The organism is Gordonia araii NBRC 100433, assembly GCF_000241265.1.
In the GTDB taxonomy this organism is placed as follows: Bacteria; Actinomycetota; Actinomycetes; order Mycobacteriales; family Mycobacteriaceae; genus Gordonia; species Gordonia araii.
Genome location: NZ_BAEE01000064.1, coordinates 132,575 through 146,843 on the forward strand (window position 1 = coordinate 132,575; position 14,269 = coordinate 146,843).

Genomic DNA, 14,269 nt, shown 5'->3' on the forward strand with positions numbered 1-14,269 from the left:
CGCGTGACCGGCGAGACGATGCCGGCTTCAGCGCTGATCGAAGGAGGCGAGAATCTCCGCGGCACCGAGGGTGGGCGTCAGTTCGCCGCTGCCGATCCGGCGTTCGATGCCGGCGCGCACCTGCGCGACCGACGGGTTCGAGGCGAGGCGAGCGAGCAGTTCGTCGTGGACCATCGTCCACATCCAGTCGACCTGCTGGGTACTGCGATGGGTCTCGAACCGGTCGGTGTCGACCATCGCTTTGCGGTGCCGCTGCACGGCCGTCCAGAACTCGTCGACGCCGGAGTTCTCCAGCGCGCTCATCGTCAGCACCGGTGGCGTCCAGAACGCGTCGTGCGGGTAGATCAGGCTCAGCGCGCCGCGCAGCTCGCGGGCGGCGGCCCGAGCCTCGTTCACATGCTTGCCGTCGGCCTTGTTGACGACGATGACATCGGCCAGTTCGAGCACGCCCTTCTTGATCCCCTGGAGCGAGTCACCCGTGCGGGCCAGGGTGAGGAAGGTGAAGGTGTCGACCATGTTGGCCACGGTGACCTCCGACTGCCCCACTCCGACGGTCTCGACCAGGACGACGTCGTACCCGGCCGCCTCGACGAGCACGATCGTCTCGCGCGTCGCTTTGGCCACGCCCCCCAGGGTGCCCGCCGTCGGCGACGGCCGGATGTAGGCGTCCGGGTGGGCCGCGAGCCGGCCCATGCGCGTCTTGTCGCCGAGGATCGAACCGCCGGTGCGCGTCGACGACGGGTCGACGGCGAGGACCGCGACCCGGTGGCCCTGCTCGATCAGGTACATGCCGAGGGCTTCGATCGTCGTCGACTTGCCCACACCCGGCACGCCGGTGATGCCGACCCGGAACGACTCCCCCGCGTGCGGGGTCATCGCCAGTAGCAACTCCTGGGCCTTGAGCCGGTGCCCCGGGTTGGTGGACTCGACCAGGGTGATGGCCCGCGCCAAATCCGAGCGACGCCCGGCCAAGACTCCGTCGCCGAGCAGCTCGGGGTCTGTGCGCGCCGATCCAGCGACCACTACTTCCCCGCGCCAGACAGCTGCAGGCCCAAAGCGTCGGCCAGCTTGCCGATCAGCTCGACGGCCGAATCGGCGATGACCGTGCCCGGCGGGAAGATGGCGGCGGCACCGGCGTCGTACAGCTCCTGGAAGTCGCCGGGCGGGATCACGCCGCCGACCACGATCATGATGTCCTCGCGTCCGACGGCCGCCAGGGCGTCGCGCAGTGCGGGCACCAGCGTCAGGTGTCCGGCGGCCAGCGAGGAGACACCGACGACGTGGACGTCGTTGTCGGCGGCCTGGGCCGCGACCTCCTCGGGCGTCGAGAACAACGGGCCGACGTCGACGTCGAAGCCGAGATCGGCGAACGCCGTCGCGATCACCTTCTGTCCACGGTCGTGCCCGTCCTGGCCCATCTTGGCGACCAGGACGCGAGGCCGCCGGCCCTCGGCCTTGGCGAACTCCTCGACCAGTGCCGTCGCGGCGTCGATGTTGCCGGATTCTCCCGCCTCGTGGCGATACACACCGCTGATGGTACGGATCTCGGCCTGATGGCGCCCGAACACCTTCTCCATCGCGTCGGAGATCTCGCCTCCGGTCGCACCGTGGCGGGCGGCGTCGATCGCCAACGCCATCAGGTTGGTGTCCATCGAGCCGCCGGGCTGTCCGGCGGCCCGGGTGAGCGCCTCCAGGGCCGACTCGACCTCGGCCGAATCGCGCTCCTCCCGCAGCTTCGCCAGCTTGGCGAGCTGCTCGGCGCGGACCTTGGAATTCTCGACCTTGAGGACCTCGATCTCCTCGTCATCGGTGACCTGGTACTTGTTCACCCCGATGACCGGTTGATGGCCGGAGTCGATCCGCGCCTGGGTGCGGGCGGCGGATTCCTCGATCCGCAGCTTCGGCAGACCTTCGCTGATCGCCTTCGCCATGCCCCCGGCCTCTTCGACCTCGGCGATGTGCGCGCGGGCGCGGGATGCGAGTTGGGCGGTGAGCCACTCGACATAGTTGGAGCCGGCCCACGGATCGATCGGGCGGGTTGTACCCGATTCCTGCTGCAACAGCAGCTGCGTGTTGCGCGCGATGCGGGCGGAGAAGTCCGTCGGCAGGGCGAGGGCCTCGTCGAGGGCGTTGGTGTGCAGCGACTGCGTATGCCCCTGGGTCGCCGCCATCGCCTCGACGGCGGTGCGCGCGACGTTGTTGAACACGTCCTGGGCCGTCAACGACCACCCCGAGGTCTGCGAGTGGGTGCGCAGCGACAGCGATTTCGCGCTGCGCGGGTTGAACTGGGCGACCAGCTCACTCCAGATGAGGCGGGCGGCGCGCAATTTGGCCACCTCCATGAAGAAGTTCATCCCGATGCCCCAGAAGAAGGAGAGCCGGGGAGCGAACTTGTCGATGTCGAGGCCCGCGTCGAGACCGGCGCGGATGTATTCGACACCGTCGGCCAGCGTGTAGGCGAGCTCCAGATCGGCGGTCGCCCCGGCTTCCTGGATGTGATAGCCGGAGATCGAGATGGAGTTGAACTTCGGCATCTTGGCACTGGTGTAGCCGAAGATGTCGGAGATGATCCGCATCGAGGGGTCGGGCGGATAGATGTAGGTGTTGCGGACCATGAACTCTTTGAGGATGTCGTTCTGGATGGTCCCGGCCAGCTTCTCCGGCGGCACGCCTTGTTCCTCCGCGGCCACGACGTAGAGCGCGAGGATCGGTAGCACCGCCCCGTTCATCGTCATCGACACCGACACGTTGCCCAGGTCGATGCCGTCGAAGAGCTGGCGCATGTCGAGGATCGAGTCGATCGCGACACCGGCCATGCCGACATCGCCGGCCACGCGCGGATGGTCGGAGTCGTAGCCGCGGTGCGTGGCCAGGTCGAAGGCGACCGACAGGCCCTTCTGCCCCGCGGCGAGGTTGCGGCGGTAGAAGGCGTTGGACTCCGCGGCGGTGGAGAAGCCCGCGTATTGGCGGATCGTCCAGGGCTGGTTCACGTACATCGTCGGGTACGGGCCGCGGATGAACGGCGCCGCGCCCGGGACGGAGTCGAGCGGGTACTCGGCGGCAACCGCGTCACGATCGGCGCGGGTGTAGATCGGTTTCACGTCGATCTGTTCAGGCGTCTGCCAGACCACCTGCTCGGCGCTGTAGCCGTGCGCCCGCGCGGCCGCTTCGATCCGCTCGGTCGCCTGGGCGACGGTCACCGGCGGCTCCGACGAGTCCGATCGCAGCGGAACACCGGCGAAGTCGGGGACGGAATACTCACTCATGCCGGTGCTCCCGCCGTCGGCGCTTCGGTGATCAGGTCGACCATGTCGGTGAGTGCCGCGACCGCGTCGATTCCGGCACGCAGCGACCCGTCCGGCGGCGACTCCGGGTCGGGCCATTCCTTGTCGGGGCCGGCGAGATACACGCGGGCGATGCCCGCGCCCTTGGCGGCCGCCAGCGCGGCGGGGCCTTCTTCCGCGTAGCGGGCCTTCGACCCGCACAGCACCGCGACGCGCGGGGCGTGTTCGGCGACGAGCGCGACGATCCGGTCGGCGGTGACCGGTCCGGGGTTCACGGCGGCGATCCCGCCGGCCGCCAGCAGGTTGGCGATGAACGTAGTGCGCCCGTTGTGCTCGGCGATCGGGCCCAGCGGGATCAGCAGCACGCTGGGGCGGGTGCCGCCGGCGGCCACCGCGTCGGCCCGGTCGCGCAGCGCCTCGAAATGCCGAGCGACGCGTGCGAGGTTCGGCGGGGCCCCCGGCAGCTCAGTCGTCGATGCGGCACCGGGCAGCAGCACCGGCTCGTCGAGGTTGGGGAACTCGCTGACTCCGGTGACAGGCGTCGACCTTTTCGCCACGCCGGCGTCGCGGTCGGCGAGCGCGGCCGAGATCCGTTCGGCCACCCGGCCGTCGCCCAGCGCGGTCCGGTAGCCGCCCTGCGCTTCGACATCGGTGAAGACACCCCATGCGGCCTCGGCCAGGTCGTTGGTGAGCGACTCGATGAACCAGGAGCCCCCACCCGGGTCAAGCACCCGGCCGATGTTGGACTCCTCGAGCAGGAGTAGCTGGGTGTTGCGCGCGATGCGTCGCGCGAACGCCGGCTTGGCGCTCCGGCTGTCGCCGGGAATCGCCGCGTCGAAGGGGTGCACGGTGACTTGGTCGGCACCGCCCACACCGGCGCCGAACGCCGCGACCGTGCTGCGCAGCATGTTCACCCACGGGTCCCGCTGCGCGTACATCGCCAGGTCGGTGACCGCGTGGGTGACCGCCGCACCAGCGTCCGGCACACCGAGCACCTCGGCCACCCGCGCCCACAGCATGCGCAGCGCGCGCAGCTTGGCGATGGCGCCGAACTGGTCGTCGGTCACGCTGACGGCGAAGGTGAGCTGGCGCAGCGCTTGCGCCGGGCTCAGCCCTGCGTCGACCAGGTCTCGTACATGGCTGACGCCCACCGCGACCACCAGTCCCAGCTCGGTCACCGGGTCGGCGCCGCCCGCTGAGAAGTCGAGTCCGTCGATGCGCAAGGTGCGCACCCGGTCGGCGTGCGCGCCCGCTGCGACCTCGGCGGCCAAGGCGGTGGCATCCTGCTGCGGCACCGTCGCGCGGCCCGAGTAGGCGGCGGTGAGCGGGGACAACCCCAGCGAATGCGCGGTGGCGACCGTCGGCGGGGCCTCCTGCGGCGGGGCGGGTGCGTCGTCGAGGACGGCGGTGAACGCGCGTGCGGCCGCGATGCCCGCCTCCCCGGCGTCCAGCGTGACCGGAAGGAGGTCCAGGTAGACCCCGGTCAGTGCGGCGGGCACATCATCGACGCCGACCCCCACCCCGACGCGGAGCCAGATACCGCTCGTACCGTTCGCGCAGGCGTCCAGGATCGTCTCGTTGAGGGTGGCCGGCGCCGCATCGTCGTCGCCGAACCGTTCGGTTACCCGCCAGCCCATGGTGACGTCGCGGACGCGGTCGGCGCCCCGAACGAAGGGAAACTCGCCCGGCAAACCGGGCTCGGTCGCTTCGTCGAGCCGGGTGTAGAGCGGGCGCACCACCAGACCGCCCGGAATGGGCGTCGACAGCAGCTCGGTGGGACTCGCCGGCAGGTCGGCGACGTCCACGCGACGCGACTTCGCGAGTACCGCGGCGGCCGCATCCGACCACTCTTCATACGCGGAGGACAGAGACATTTCGCCGCCTTTCATATTGTATTTGCGACGATAGCCGATCCCCCTCGCCGCACGGTCTCCGACTAGGCGATGAGCGCCCAGTAGAGTCGCGCAGGTGAGCGGTGCGTCAGACGAACATCCGCGGACCGGCGACGAACTCCTCGAAGCCGATATCCGCGGCACGGTGATCCGGCGTCTCGTCGTGGTCGGAATCGTCATCGCGGCCATCATGGTCACGTCCTACGTCGCGCCGACGCGCGGGATCGTCGACGCCATCGAATCGTGGCGGTCGGGGCTCGGGCCGACGTTCCCCATCATCTTCTTCGTCTGCTACGCGCTGATCACGATCTTTCCGGTCCCCCGCTCCGCCTTCACCTTCTCGTCGGGCGTGCTGTTTCCGTGGTACGTCGGGCTACCCGGGGCGATGGCGGCCACCATGTTCGCCGCCATCGCCTCGTTCATCGCCATCCGGGTCATCGGCCGCGCGAAGGTGCAGCCCTACCTAAAGCAGCCGGTGGTCATGGCGATCGAAGCGCGCCTCGCCCGACGGGGCTGGCTGGCGGTCGGCGCCCTCCGACTGATCGCCGCGTGCCCGTTCTCGCTCGCGAACTATTGTTCGGCGCTGTCGTCGGTGCGGTTCTTCCCGTACACGGTCGCGACCCTGATCGGCGTCTTCCCCGGCACCGCGGCGGTGGTGCTGCTCGGACACTCGGTGACCAGCGGGCCCAATCCGTGGCTGATCGGCAGCACGGTCTTCTTCTTCGCCCTGGGCATCTTCGGTCTCGTCTTCGACGCGAAGCTGCCGGTCGAAGAGTCCCCGTCCGACGAGGGCGACGCCGCTGCGGCTACTCCCCCTGGGCCGTCACGAAATCGATGAGTTCCTCCATCGACCGCAGCAACGGCACCTCGATGTCGCGGTAGTCGCGCACACCCGCCAGGACCCGCCGCCATCCGTCCTGCGGGCTGCCCCAGCCCAGTTCGGCGCACACGCCGGACTTCCAGTCGGTGCCGCGCGGGATCACCGGCCACCCCGCGATGCCCACCGACGCCGGTTTCACCGCTTCCCACACGTCGATGTAGGGATGTCCGCAGACCAGGACGTTCTGCCCCAGCGACGCGGTGAGCCGCGCTTCTTTCGAACCGTCGACGAGGTGGTCGACGAGGATGCCGGCCCGCCGGCCGGGTGCCGGGCCGAAGCCGTCGAGCGCCGACGCGAGGTTGTCGAGGCCGTCGAGACTCTCGACGACCACCCCCTCGGCGCGCAGATCGTCGCCCCACACGCGTTCGACCAGGGTGGCGTCGTGGACGCCTTCGACGAAGATTCTGCTCGCCCGGGCCACGCTCGCCCGCGTGTGTTGCGCCTTGCGCGACCCCGATGCGGTGCGCTGAGCACTCGTAGACGACGGTGATCCCGTCGGCCGTTCCAGGGTCACCGGTTTGCCGTCGATGAGGAAGGCCGCGGGCCGCATGGCAAAGATCCTCGTCGCGCCGTGACGGTCCTCGAGACGGACGAACAATCCGTCGTAGGACTTCTCGAAGCCGACGACCGCGCCGCAGTAGCCGCTGGCCGCGTCCTCGACGACCAGCCCCTTCTCCGCGGGTACGACGGGAACCCGTGGGCCGCCCCGGCGCGGTGTCGCGAGTACGTCTCGTCCGTAGCGATCTTCCATCACGGTCGCCCAGCGTATCGCCAGAGGCCGCCGGAATCGGTGAACGCCGCACCGCCGGATCCGGTCAGACCGAACGCTGTCCGGCGCGCCACGCGCGAACGCCGATCACCACCGTGGCGACGGTGCACAGCGCGATCGACCCACCGACCGCGAGAAGCAGGTAGCCCACTCCCCAGAGGCCGCTGCCGTCGTGGCGCGCCGCATCGACGCCCCAGGTCGTCGCGAATCCCACGATCATTCCGAGCGCGACGACGAGCGGCCCGGAGATCCGCCACCGGGTGAACCAGCCGAGCGCCGCGCAGATCGCTCCGACACTCAACGCGCAGGCGATCACCTGCCACGGGCGGTAGGGGCCGTTCACCGCCCCACTGGCATCGGTGTAATAGCCGCCCCAGCTCAACCACGCGAACCACAACGCGACGCCCAGCACCACTGACGCTGCGAGCGCCATCCACGTGCCCAGACCGCGGGCGGCGGTGACATCGGCCGCGGCCGGGTTTCGCTCCATTCCCCGCAAGCCGTAGGCGACCGCCGCGATCACGGCGAACGGCGGCACACCGAAGATGCCCATGACGAGCAGCATTCCGGGCAGCGCGTCGACTACCGAACCACCGGTGCTCATGCGGGCCTGTCATCGGTCATGGCCGATACGCTACGGGGGCTATCCTGGCCTCGCTATGACCCCCGTACCTTCCCCGAACGATTCTCGTCCACCGGCGCAGCCCGCGTTCCTGTTGACGACCGCCGGTGCTTGGGCCGCCGCGCTGGTGGCCCGGGCGTGCGCCGCCGACGACTTCTTGGACACGCTGCGCGGCCTCGACACGTCCGCCGACCTGATCGCCGGGTCCGACGATGGCGGTCCTGCCACCTGGCTGGAACTGCTCCGATCAGCCGAGCACCTGTCGCTGCGCCTTCCGGTTCCGGGCGATCCGGCCGGGTTGCCGCCACAGGCATCGGGCGCGGCGGCGATCGCGGGCGAGGCGCTGGTCGTCGATGCCGGACACGGCGCGGCCTGGGCGGTGATTCCGGCGCGCGACCCCGATCGCGCCGTCGAATGGCACCTTTACCGGCTGCCCGGGCCCGCAACCGCGCCGGGTTCGCCCGGTCTGGGCGATGCGCGCATGGCCCTGCGCGAGGCCATGACCCAGACCGTCACGGCCCTGTCCGCACTGCCCGGCCAGTCGTCGGGCGAGGCGGCCACGCTGCGCGCCGACCTCGCCGCTCATGTCGAGAACTTCACGCCGCTGTTTCCGCCGGGCGCGGATGCGCGCGCGGCCGACGTTGCCGCGCAGGCCGCCCAGGTCCTCGCCACGCTGGCGCTGGCCTCGCAGCGCCGCGCGAGCTTCGGCGTCTCCGGCAGCCACGCCGACCGCTCCGACGCCCGGCTCCGCGAGGTCGCGTCCGCGGCGAGAACGGCCATGGCCGGCGCCGTCAACAAGATCATCGAGGAGTTCCGGCGCGCCTGAGCCCCCGGGGCTCCGATCGCCGCTACCCGCAGCAGCCGGACCGGCAGCCTGCGCCGTTGTCGCCGCACCCCGGCGCGTCGAGGTCGCCGCCGCCATCGGCATAGCGGTCGACCAGGTCGGCGAGAAGATCGGTGAACCTCGGATCCGTGCCGACGGTATCGGCCCGGGCGTACCCCAGGCCGAGGTCGGCCGCCAGCTCGGCCAGCTCGTTGTCGAGGTCCCAGATGACCTCCAGATGGTCGGAAATAAAGCCGATCGGCGCGACCACCACCTGCTGCTCCCCCCGCTCGGCCAGCGCCGTCAGGTGATCGGCGATGTCGGGTTCGAGCCACGGGACCTGCGGCGGTCCCGACCGGGACTGCCACACCTGATCGAAATCCCGACCGATCTGGGTACCCGCGACGATCCCGTCGGCCGCTAGACGTCGCGCGACCGCCGTCGACGCCTCGGCGACCTGTCTCGAATACAGGCCGCCGCCGACCGCCTCGTCTGCGCTGGTGGGGATGGAATGCGCGGTGAAGACCAATCGCGCGGGGGCGTCCGCGCCGGGCAGACTCGCGGCGGCTCGGCGCACGGCATCGGCCTCGGCGTCGAGGAACGCGGTCTCGGAACAGAACTGCGGGAGCTTGCGCAGTAGGACCGGGTCGGTCTTGGCCGCCGGTTCCCGCTCGCTCAGCGCGGCGATCGCCCTGCCGATGTCCTCGTGGTACTGCTTGCAGCCGGAATAGCCGCCCCACGCCGACGTCGCGAGGACGAGGATCTGCCGATGCCCGTCGCGGTACATCTGGACCAGGACGTCCTCGACGTACGGGTCCCAGTTGCGGTTCCCGAAATACACCGGCATGTCGCGCCCGCGCGCCTGGAGACCGCGGCGCAGCGCCTCGATCATCGCCCGGTTGAGAGCGTTGATCGGCGACGCGCCGCCGAAATGGTAGTAGTGCTCGGCGACCTCGTCGAGCCGCTCGCGCGGCACACCGCGCCCGCGGGTGACGTTCTCCAGGAACGGGGTCACCTCGTCGGCCCGTTCCGGTCCGCCGAAGGACAGGAACAGGACCGCGCTGAACGACTCGGTTGTCACGGCCGGCTCACTGCGCGGCGATGAAGTCCTCCGGGAACCACGTGTTGTGGCTGGCGCCGCCGTCGACGTAGATGATCGACCCGGTGGTACCCGGCAGGAAGTCCGAGAGGAGGGCGCACACGCTGGTTCCGACGACCTCTGGGTTGTCGACGTCCCACCCGATGGGCGACGCGCCATTCCAGTAGTCGTTCAGCATGTTGAGCTTCTTGGCGTCGTCGGTGGCGGTGCCGGAGATGGCCTTCGCGGCCAGCGTCTTGATGGGCCCGGCGGCCACGAGGTTGGAGCGGATCTTCTTCGCGTAGCCAACCTCGCGGGCGACGTAGCGGTTGACCGATTCGAGCGCAGCCTTGGCGACGCCCATCCAGTTGTAGTCGGGCAGGGCGGTGCGCGGATCGAAGTCCATGCCGACGATCGAACCGCCCTCGTTCATCACCGGCAGGACCGCGCGAGCGAGCGACGCGTAGCTCCACGCCGAGATCTCGAAAGCCCTGGCGACATCGGGCCCCGGGCCCTCCAGGAACGGCAGCGAGTCGGGTCCCATGAGCGTGCGCGGGGCGAAGGCGATCGAGTGGACGACGCCGTCGATTCCTTCGGGAGCGAGTTCGCGGATCTTGTCGGCCAGGCCGCCCAGGTACTCCTCGTCGGTGACGTCGAGCGGAATCGCCGGCGGCACCTCCTGCGGAAGGCGCTTGGCGATGCGGTCGATGAGACGCAGCCGCTCGGGGATGCCGGTGATGATCACCTTGGCGCCCTGCTCCTGGGCGACCTTCGCCGTCGAGAAGGCGATGGAAGCGTCGGTGATGATGCCGGTGACGAGGATGGTCTTGCCGTCGAGGATGCCGGTCATGGCTGACTCCTGGGTCTAGGTCGGGTTTGGTCGAAGCGGGGACGATGTGGGGCGGCGAGCCTAGTGGCCCATTCCGAGGCCGCCGTCGACGTTGATCACGTTGCCCGCGACGTAGGCCGAGTCGTCGGAGGCGAGGAAGGAGACCACGGCGGCGACTTCCTCCGGCTGGCCCATGCGCTTGGCCGGAATGGCCTGGTCGACCGCGGTCTTGGTGTATTCCTCGGGCAGCGCGCGAGTCATGTCGGTGTCGATCAGGCCGGGGGCGACGACATTGGCCGTGATGTTGCGGCTGCCGAGTTCGCGGGTCACCGAGCGCGCGAGGCCGATCACGCCCGCCTTGCTCGACGCGTAGTTCGCCTGACCCGGGGTTCCCATCAGGCCGACCACCGAGCCGAGGTAGATGAAGCGGCCCCAGCGGTTCTTCAGCATGTCGCGGGTCGCCGCCTTCGTGACGCGGAAGGCGCCGGTGAGGTTGGCGTTCACGACGCGCTCGAACTGGTCGACGTCCATCCGCATCAGCAGCGTGTCCTCGGTGACGCCGGCGTTGGCCACCACGACCTCGACCGGACCCTGGTGCTCGGCCACCTCGGCGACCGCGCGGTTCACCGACTCGGTGTCGGTGACATCGCACTGGACGCCGAACAGGCCGTCGGGAACACCCGACCCGCGGTGCGTCACCGCAACCTTGTGGCCGTCGGCGGCGAGACGCTGCGCGATGGCCAGGCCGATACCGCGGTTGCCGCCGGTGACAAGTACAGAGCGAGAGGTAGTCATGACTACAAAACCTATCGTGTCGCGATCCGGTGAGCGAACTGCGGGTCGGTGCGGACCGGGCGTCTTCGGCGGCACTGGCACGACCGGCGAAAGACGGTCGGCACTAGGGCAGCCGCTGGTTCAGCAGCAGGGCGCCGGCCGCGGCGATCAGCGCGGCGATGGTGCCCCACAGGACCCACGGATGGGAGTTGTCACCGCGCGTCGTCTCGTAGCCGATCTGCTCCTGCAGCGTGCCGTAGACCTCGTTGAGTTCTTCCAGGCTGGACGCGGTGAAGAATCGTCCTCCCGGGGCGCCCAGCTGGGCGATCTTCTTGAGCGAGGCGTCGTCCACCGGTACCCGGACCCGCTCCCCCTCGATCTCGACGTAGCCGCTGCTGGTACCGAAGGAAATGGTCGAGACGGGAACGCGCCTCTCCTTGGCCTTGCGCGCGGCGGTGAACGCCCCGCGCGGTGCGTCCTGCGTGTCGGGAACGGTCTGCTTGCCGTCGGACAGCAGCACGATGTGCGCAGGCGGCGCTGAATTGTCACCGCCCAGCAGCGAGTTGAGGGTCCGGATCTGTTCGAGAGCGGCGAAGATGCCCTCGCCGGTGGCCGTCTTGTCGTCGAGCTGCAGCTTGTCGACGGCCGTCTTGGTCGCATTGTGGTCAGGGGTCGGGCTGACCAGCGTCGTCGGCGTGCCGGCAAAGGAGATCAACCCCAGGTTGATGCCCTCGGTGAGTTCGTCGGCGAACTTCTTCACCGCCTCCTGGGCCGCCTTGATTCGCGACGGCGCGACGTCGGTCGCGTTCATCGAGCGGGAAACGTCGACGACCAGCATCACCGTGGCCTTGTTGCGCGGCACCTTGCGGTCTGCCTGCGGACCGGCGAGCGCGACGGTCAGCAGGACCAGCGACACCACCAGGAACACGAACGGCACGTGTCGGTAGCGATCGGTCCGCTTGGGCGTGACCGTCTTGAGGATCTCCAGATTGGCGAACTTCATCGCCCGCGAACGGCGCTGGCGCTGGATAAAGACGTAGAGCCCCACGAGCGCCGCGACGATCAGCAGGACGAGCAACCACCAAGGATTCGCGAGCATCAGCTCACCCCCGCGGCGAGACCGCGGCGCCGTCCGCCGATGAACCGGACGGTGTCGGCCACCCAGTCACGGTCGGTGCGCAGAGTCATCACCGGGCCGCCACAGGCACGGATCGTCTTGTGCACGCGCTCCTGGTGGGCCGCCGCGGCGGCGGCGAAGTCGGCGCGGACCTGTTCGGTAATGACCACGTCGTGGATCTCCCCCGACTCAGCATCGGCCAGTCGCACGTCGCCGATCACCGGCAGGTCGAGGTCGCGCGGGTCGAGAACCTCGATTCCCAGCAGTTCGTGGTGTGCGCCGATGGCGCGCAGCGGACGATCCCAGTCGATCGGCCCGAGGAAATCGCTGATGACGACGGCCAGGCCGCGGCGGCGCTCGGGGCGGCGCAGCGCCTCGATCCCGTCGCGCAGGTCGCCGCGCACCGTCGGCGAACTGCGATGCGTGGTGGCGATCTTCTTCAGCAGGGTCTGCGCGTGGGCCCGGCCGCCCTTGGCCGGAATACGGACGAGCTCGTCACCGGTGACGACGATGGCGCCGATCCGGTTGCCGCCGCCGGCCGTCAGGTGGACGATGATCGCGGCGGCCGCGACGGCGAGATCGCGTTTGGTATGCCCGACGCTGCCGAAATCGAGGCTGCCCGACACGTCGATGACCATCCAGGTCTCCAGTTCGCGGTCGGCGATCATCTGGCGAACGTGCGGAACCGTGGTTCGGGCGGTCACCGCCCACTCCATCCGGCGGATGTCGTCGCCCGGCTGGTAGGGACGGGCCTCGCCCGGCTCGGAACCGGGGCCGGGGATCAGGCCGACGTGCTCGCCCTGCAGCACACCGTCGAGCTTGCGGCGCACGGTCAGCTCAAGGTTGCGCAGAGCGGCGGTGAGCGCCGGATCCGTGAGAAGGCCGTCGGCGAACGACGGCAGTGGGGTGCTACTGGCCGGCATGCCGGACATTGCTCGTCGGCGCCGGGATCTGGCCCGGTGCCGCTACCGCATGGTTCGGGATCGCCGGGATCTGACCGGCCTGACCGACTGGCCCGCCGTTGCCGTTGGCCGGGGCGGCCACGACCTGCGGCAGCCCGACCGTCTGCAGGACGCGGGCGATGACGTCGTCGGCGTCGACCGAGTCGGCCAGGGCGTCGTAGGTGAGCACGAGACGGTGCCGCAGCACGTCCGGCGCGATCTCGACGATGTCGTTCGGCACGACATAGTCGCGCCCGCGCACGAGGGCCAGCGCCCGGGCTGCGGCGATGATGCCGAGGGTCGCGCGAGGCGAGGCGCCGTACGCCAGCCAGGAAGCGACTTCGGTCATACCGAGGTCGCCGGGCCGGCGGGTCGCGTTGATCAACCGCACGACGTAGTCGACCAGCGCGTGGTGGACGAAGACGTTCGCCGCCGCCTTCTGCAGTCGGATCATGGCCTCGGGGTCGAGTACCTGGGAGGCGGTCGGCGGGACGTTGCCCATCCGGTAGACGATCTCGCGTTCCTCTTCGACCGACGGGTAGTCGACGGTCACCTTGAACAGGAAGCGGTCGCGCTGGGCCTCCGGGAGCGGGTAGACGCCCTCGTTCTCGATGGGGTTCTGCGTCGCCATGACCAGGAACGGATCGGGCATCGGATAGGTCACGCCGCCGATCGACACCTGGCGCTCGGCCATTACCTCCAGCAGCGCCGATTGGACCTTGGCCGGCGCGCGGTTGATCTCGTCGGCGAGCAGGAAGTTGGCCACGACCGGGCCGAGCTCGGTATCGAACTGTTCCTTGCCCTGACGGTAGATGCGCGTACCGATGAGGTCGGTGGGCACCAGGTCCGGGGTGAACTGGACGCGGGAGAACGAGCCCCCGACGACGGTCGCGAACGTCTCGACGGCCAGCGTCTTGGCGACACCGGGAACACCCTCGAGCAGGATGTGGCCGCGGGCGAGCAGGCCGACGAGGATGCGCTCCACGAGCTGGTCCTGGCCGACGATGACTCGCTTGACCTCGTAGATGGCCTTCTCGATCAGCTTGACATCGGCCTCGGAGAGCGTGGCCGAAGGTTGCTGGTCGTTGGCGGGCTGCGACGTCAAAGCCCAACTCCTGTCGTCGTTGTCCTGTGCCGGGCCGCGAGGGATCGGCGCATGGGTGATGAAACGGTCTGCACCAGCCTAGCCGCGCGAACGGGGTAAGGCGATAACGGCTGCCCGCGCGTCCATCGGTGGATCGACGGAGCCGGGTTCGCCGG

Annotated in this window: 13 protein-coding genes; 2 read left to right on the plus strand and 11 right to left on the minus strand. The window is 69.7% G+C overall.

Annotation, left to right across the window (positions count from 1 at the left end; all coding sequences use genetic code 11):
* Window positions 1-27: 27 nt before the first annotated feature.
* Genes meaB through GOARA_RS14765 form a run of 3 tightly spaced genes read right to left on the minus strand, consistent with a single transcriptional unit; the run spans window position 28 to window position 5,158 of the window.
* Window positions 28-1,023, minus strand: a complete 996-nt coding sequence (gene meaB, locus GOARA_RS14755; RefSeq protein ID WP_040523453.1) for a methylmalonyl Co-A mutase-associated GTPase MeaB — start codon at window positions 1,021-1,023, stop codon at window positions 28-30.
* Window positions 1,023-3,266: a methylmalonyl-CoA mutase gene (gene scpA / locus GOARA_RS14760; RefSeq protein WP_007323206.1), complete on the minus strand. Its 2,244-nt coding sequence runs from the start codon at window positions 3,264-3,266 to the stop codon at window positions 1,023-1,025. The genes meaB and scpA overlap by 1 nt, the downstream gene beginning before the upstream one ends.
* Window positions 3,263-5,158, minus strand: coding sequence for a methylmalonyl-CoA mutase family protein (locus GOARA_RS14765; RefSeq protein WP_007323207.1), 1,896 nt, complete (start codon window positions 5,156-5,158; stop codon window positions 3,263-3,265). The genes scpA and GOARA_RS14765 overlap by 4 nt, the downstream gene beginning before the upstream one ends.
* A gap of 94 nt (window positions 5,159-5,252) precedes the next feature.
* Here GOARA_RS14765 and GOARA_RS14770 point away from each other — a divergent pair, with 94 nt between their 5' ends.
* The gene (locus tag GOARA_RS14770; protein WP_007323208.1) at window positions 5,253-6,014 is read left to right on the plus strand and encodes a TVP38/TMEM64 family protein; all 762 of its coding nucleotides are present in this window, start codon (window positions 5,253-5,255) and stop codon (window positions 6,012-6,014) included.
* Here the strand turns inward: GOARA_RS14770 and GOARA_RS14775 are convergent.
* Window positions 5,983-6,807, minus strand: a complete 825-nt coding sequence (locus GOARA_RS14775; RefSeq protein ID WP_040523556.1) for a DUF3097 domain-containing protein — start codon at window positions 6,805-6,807, stop codon at window positions 5,983-5,985. The two genes, GOARA_RS14770 and GOARA_RS14775, sit on opposite strands and share 32 nt — an antisense overlap.
* A gap of 64 nt (window positions 6,808-6,871) precedes the next feature.
* On the minus strand, window positions 6,872-7,429 hold the full coding sequence (locus GOARA_RS14780; RefSeq protein ID WP_007323210.1) for a hypothetical protein: 558 nt from the start codon (window positions 7,427-7,429) through the stop codon (window positions 6,872-6,874).
* 55 nt (window positions 7,430-7,484) lie between these two features.
* On the opposite strand from GOARA_RS14780, the gene GOARA_RS14785 reads away from it, so the two are divergent.
* Window positions 7,485-8,273, plus strand: a complete 789-nt coding sequence (locus GOARA_RS14785; RefSeq protein WP_138947716.1) for an Rv1486c family protein — start codon at window positions 7,485-7,487, stop codon at window positions 8,271-8,273.
* Window positions 8,274-8,295: 22 nt separating this feature from the next.
* Here the strand turns inward: GOARA_RS14785 and GOARA_RS14790 are convergent, their stop codons facing one another.
* The 6 genes from GOARA_RS14790 to GOARA_RS14815 all read right to left on the minus strand — a co-directional run bounded on the left by GOARA_RS14790 (window position 8,296) and on the right by GOARA_RS14815 (window position 14,114).
* On the minus strand, window positions 8,296-9,351 hold the full coding sequence (locus tag GOARA_RS14790) for a ferrochelatase (RefSeq protein ID WP_007323212.1): 1,056 nt from the start codon (window positions 9,349-9,351) through the stop codon (window positions 8,296-8,298).
* A 7-nt stretch (window positions 9,352-9,358) separates the two neighbouring features.
* The gene (inhA, locus tag GOARA_RS14795) at window positions 9,359-10,198 is read right to left on the minus strand and encodes an NADH-dependent enoyl-ACP reductase InhA (protein ID WP_007323213.1); all 840 of its coding nucleotides are present in this window, start codon (window positions 10,196-10,198) and stop codon (window positions 9,359-9,361) included.
* Between the two features lie 60 nt (window positions 10,199-10,258).
* Window positions 10,259-10,972: a 3-oxoacyl-ACP reductase FabG1 gene (gene fabG1 / locus GOARA_RS14800; RefSeq protein ID WP_007323214.1), complete on the minus strand. Its 714-nt coding sequence runs from the start codon at window positions 10,970-10,972 to the stop codon at window positions 10,259-10,261.
* 103 nt (window positions 10,973-11,075) lie between these two features.
* Entirely contained in the window at window positions 11,076-12,050 is a 975-nt protein-coding gene (locus GOARA_RS14805) for a VWA domain-containing protein (RefSeq protein WP_007323215.1), read from the minus strand.
* On the minus strand, window positions 12,050-13,000 hold the full coding sequence (locus GOARA_RS14810) for a DUF58 domain-containing protein (protein WP_007323216.1): 951 nt from the start codon (window positions 12,998-13,000) through the stop codon (window positions 12,050-12,052). Before GOARA_RS14810 ends, GOARA_RS14805 begins: the two co-directional genes overlap by 1 nt.
* The gene (locus GOARA_RS14815; RefSeq protein WP_007323217.1) at window positions 12,978-14,114 is read right to left on the minus strand and encodes an AAA family ATPase; all 1,137 of its coding nucleotides are present in this window, start codon (window positions 14,112-14,114) and stop codon (window positions 12,978-12,980) included. The genes GOARA_RS14810 and GOARA_RS14815 overlap by 23 nt, the downstream gene beginning before the upstream one ends.
* Window positions 14,115-14,269: the final 155 nt, after the last annotated feature.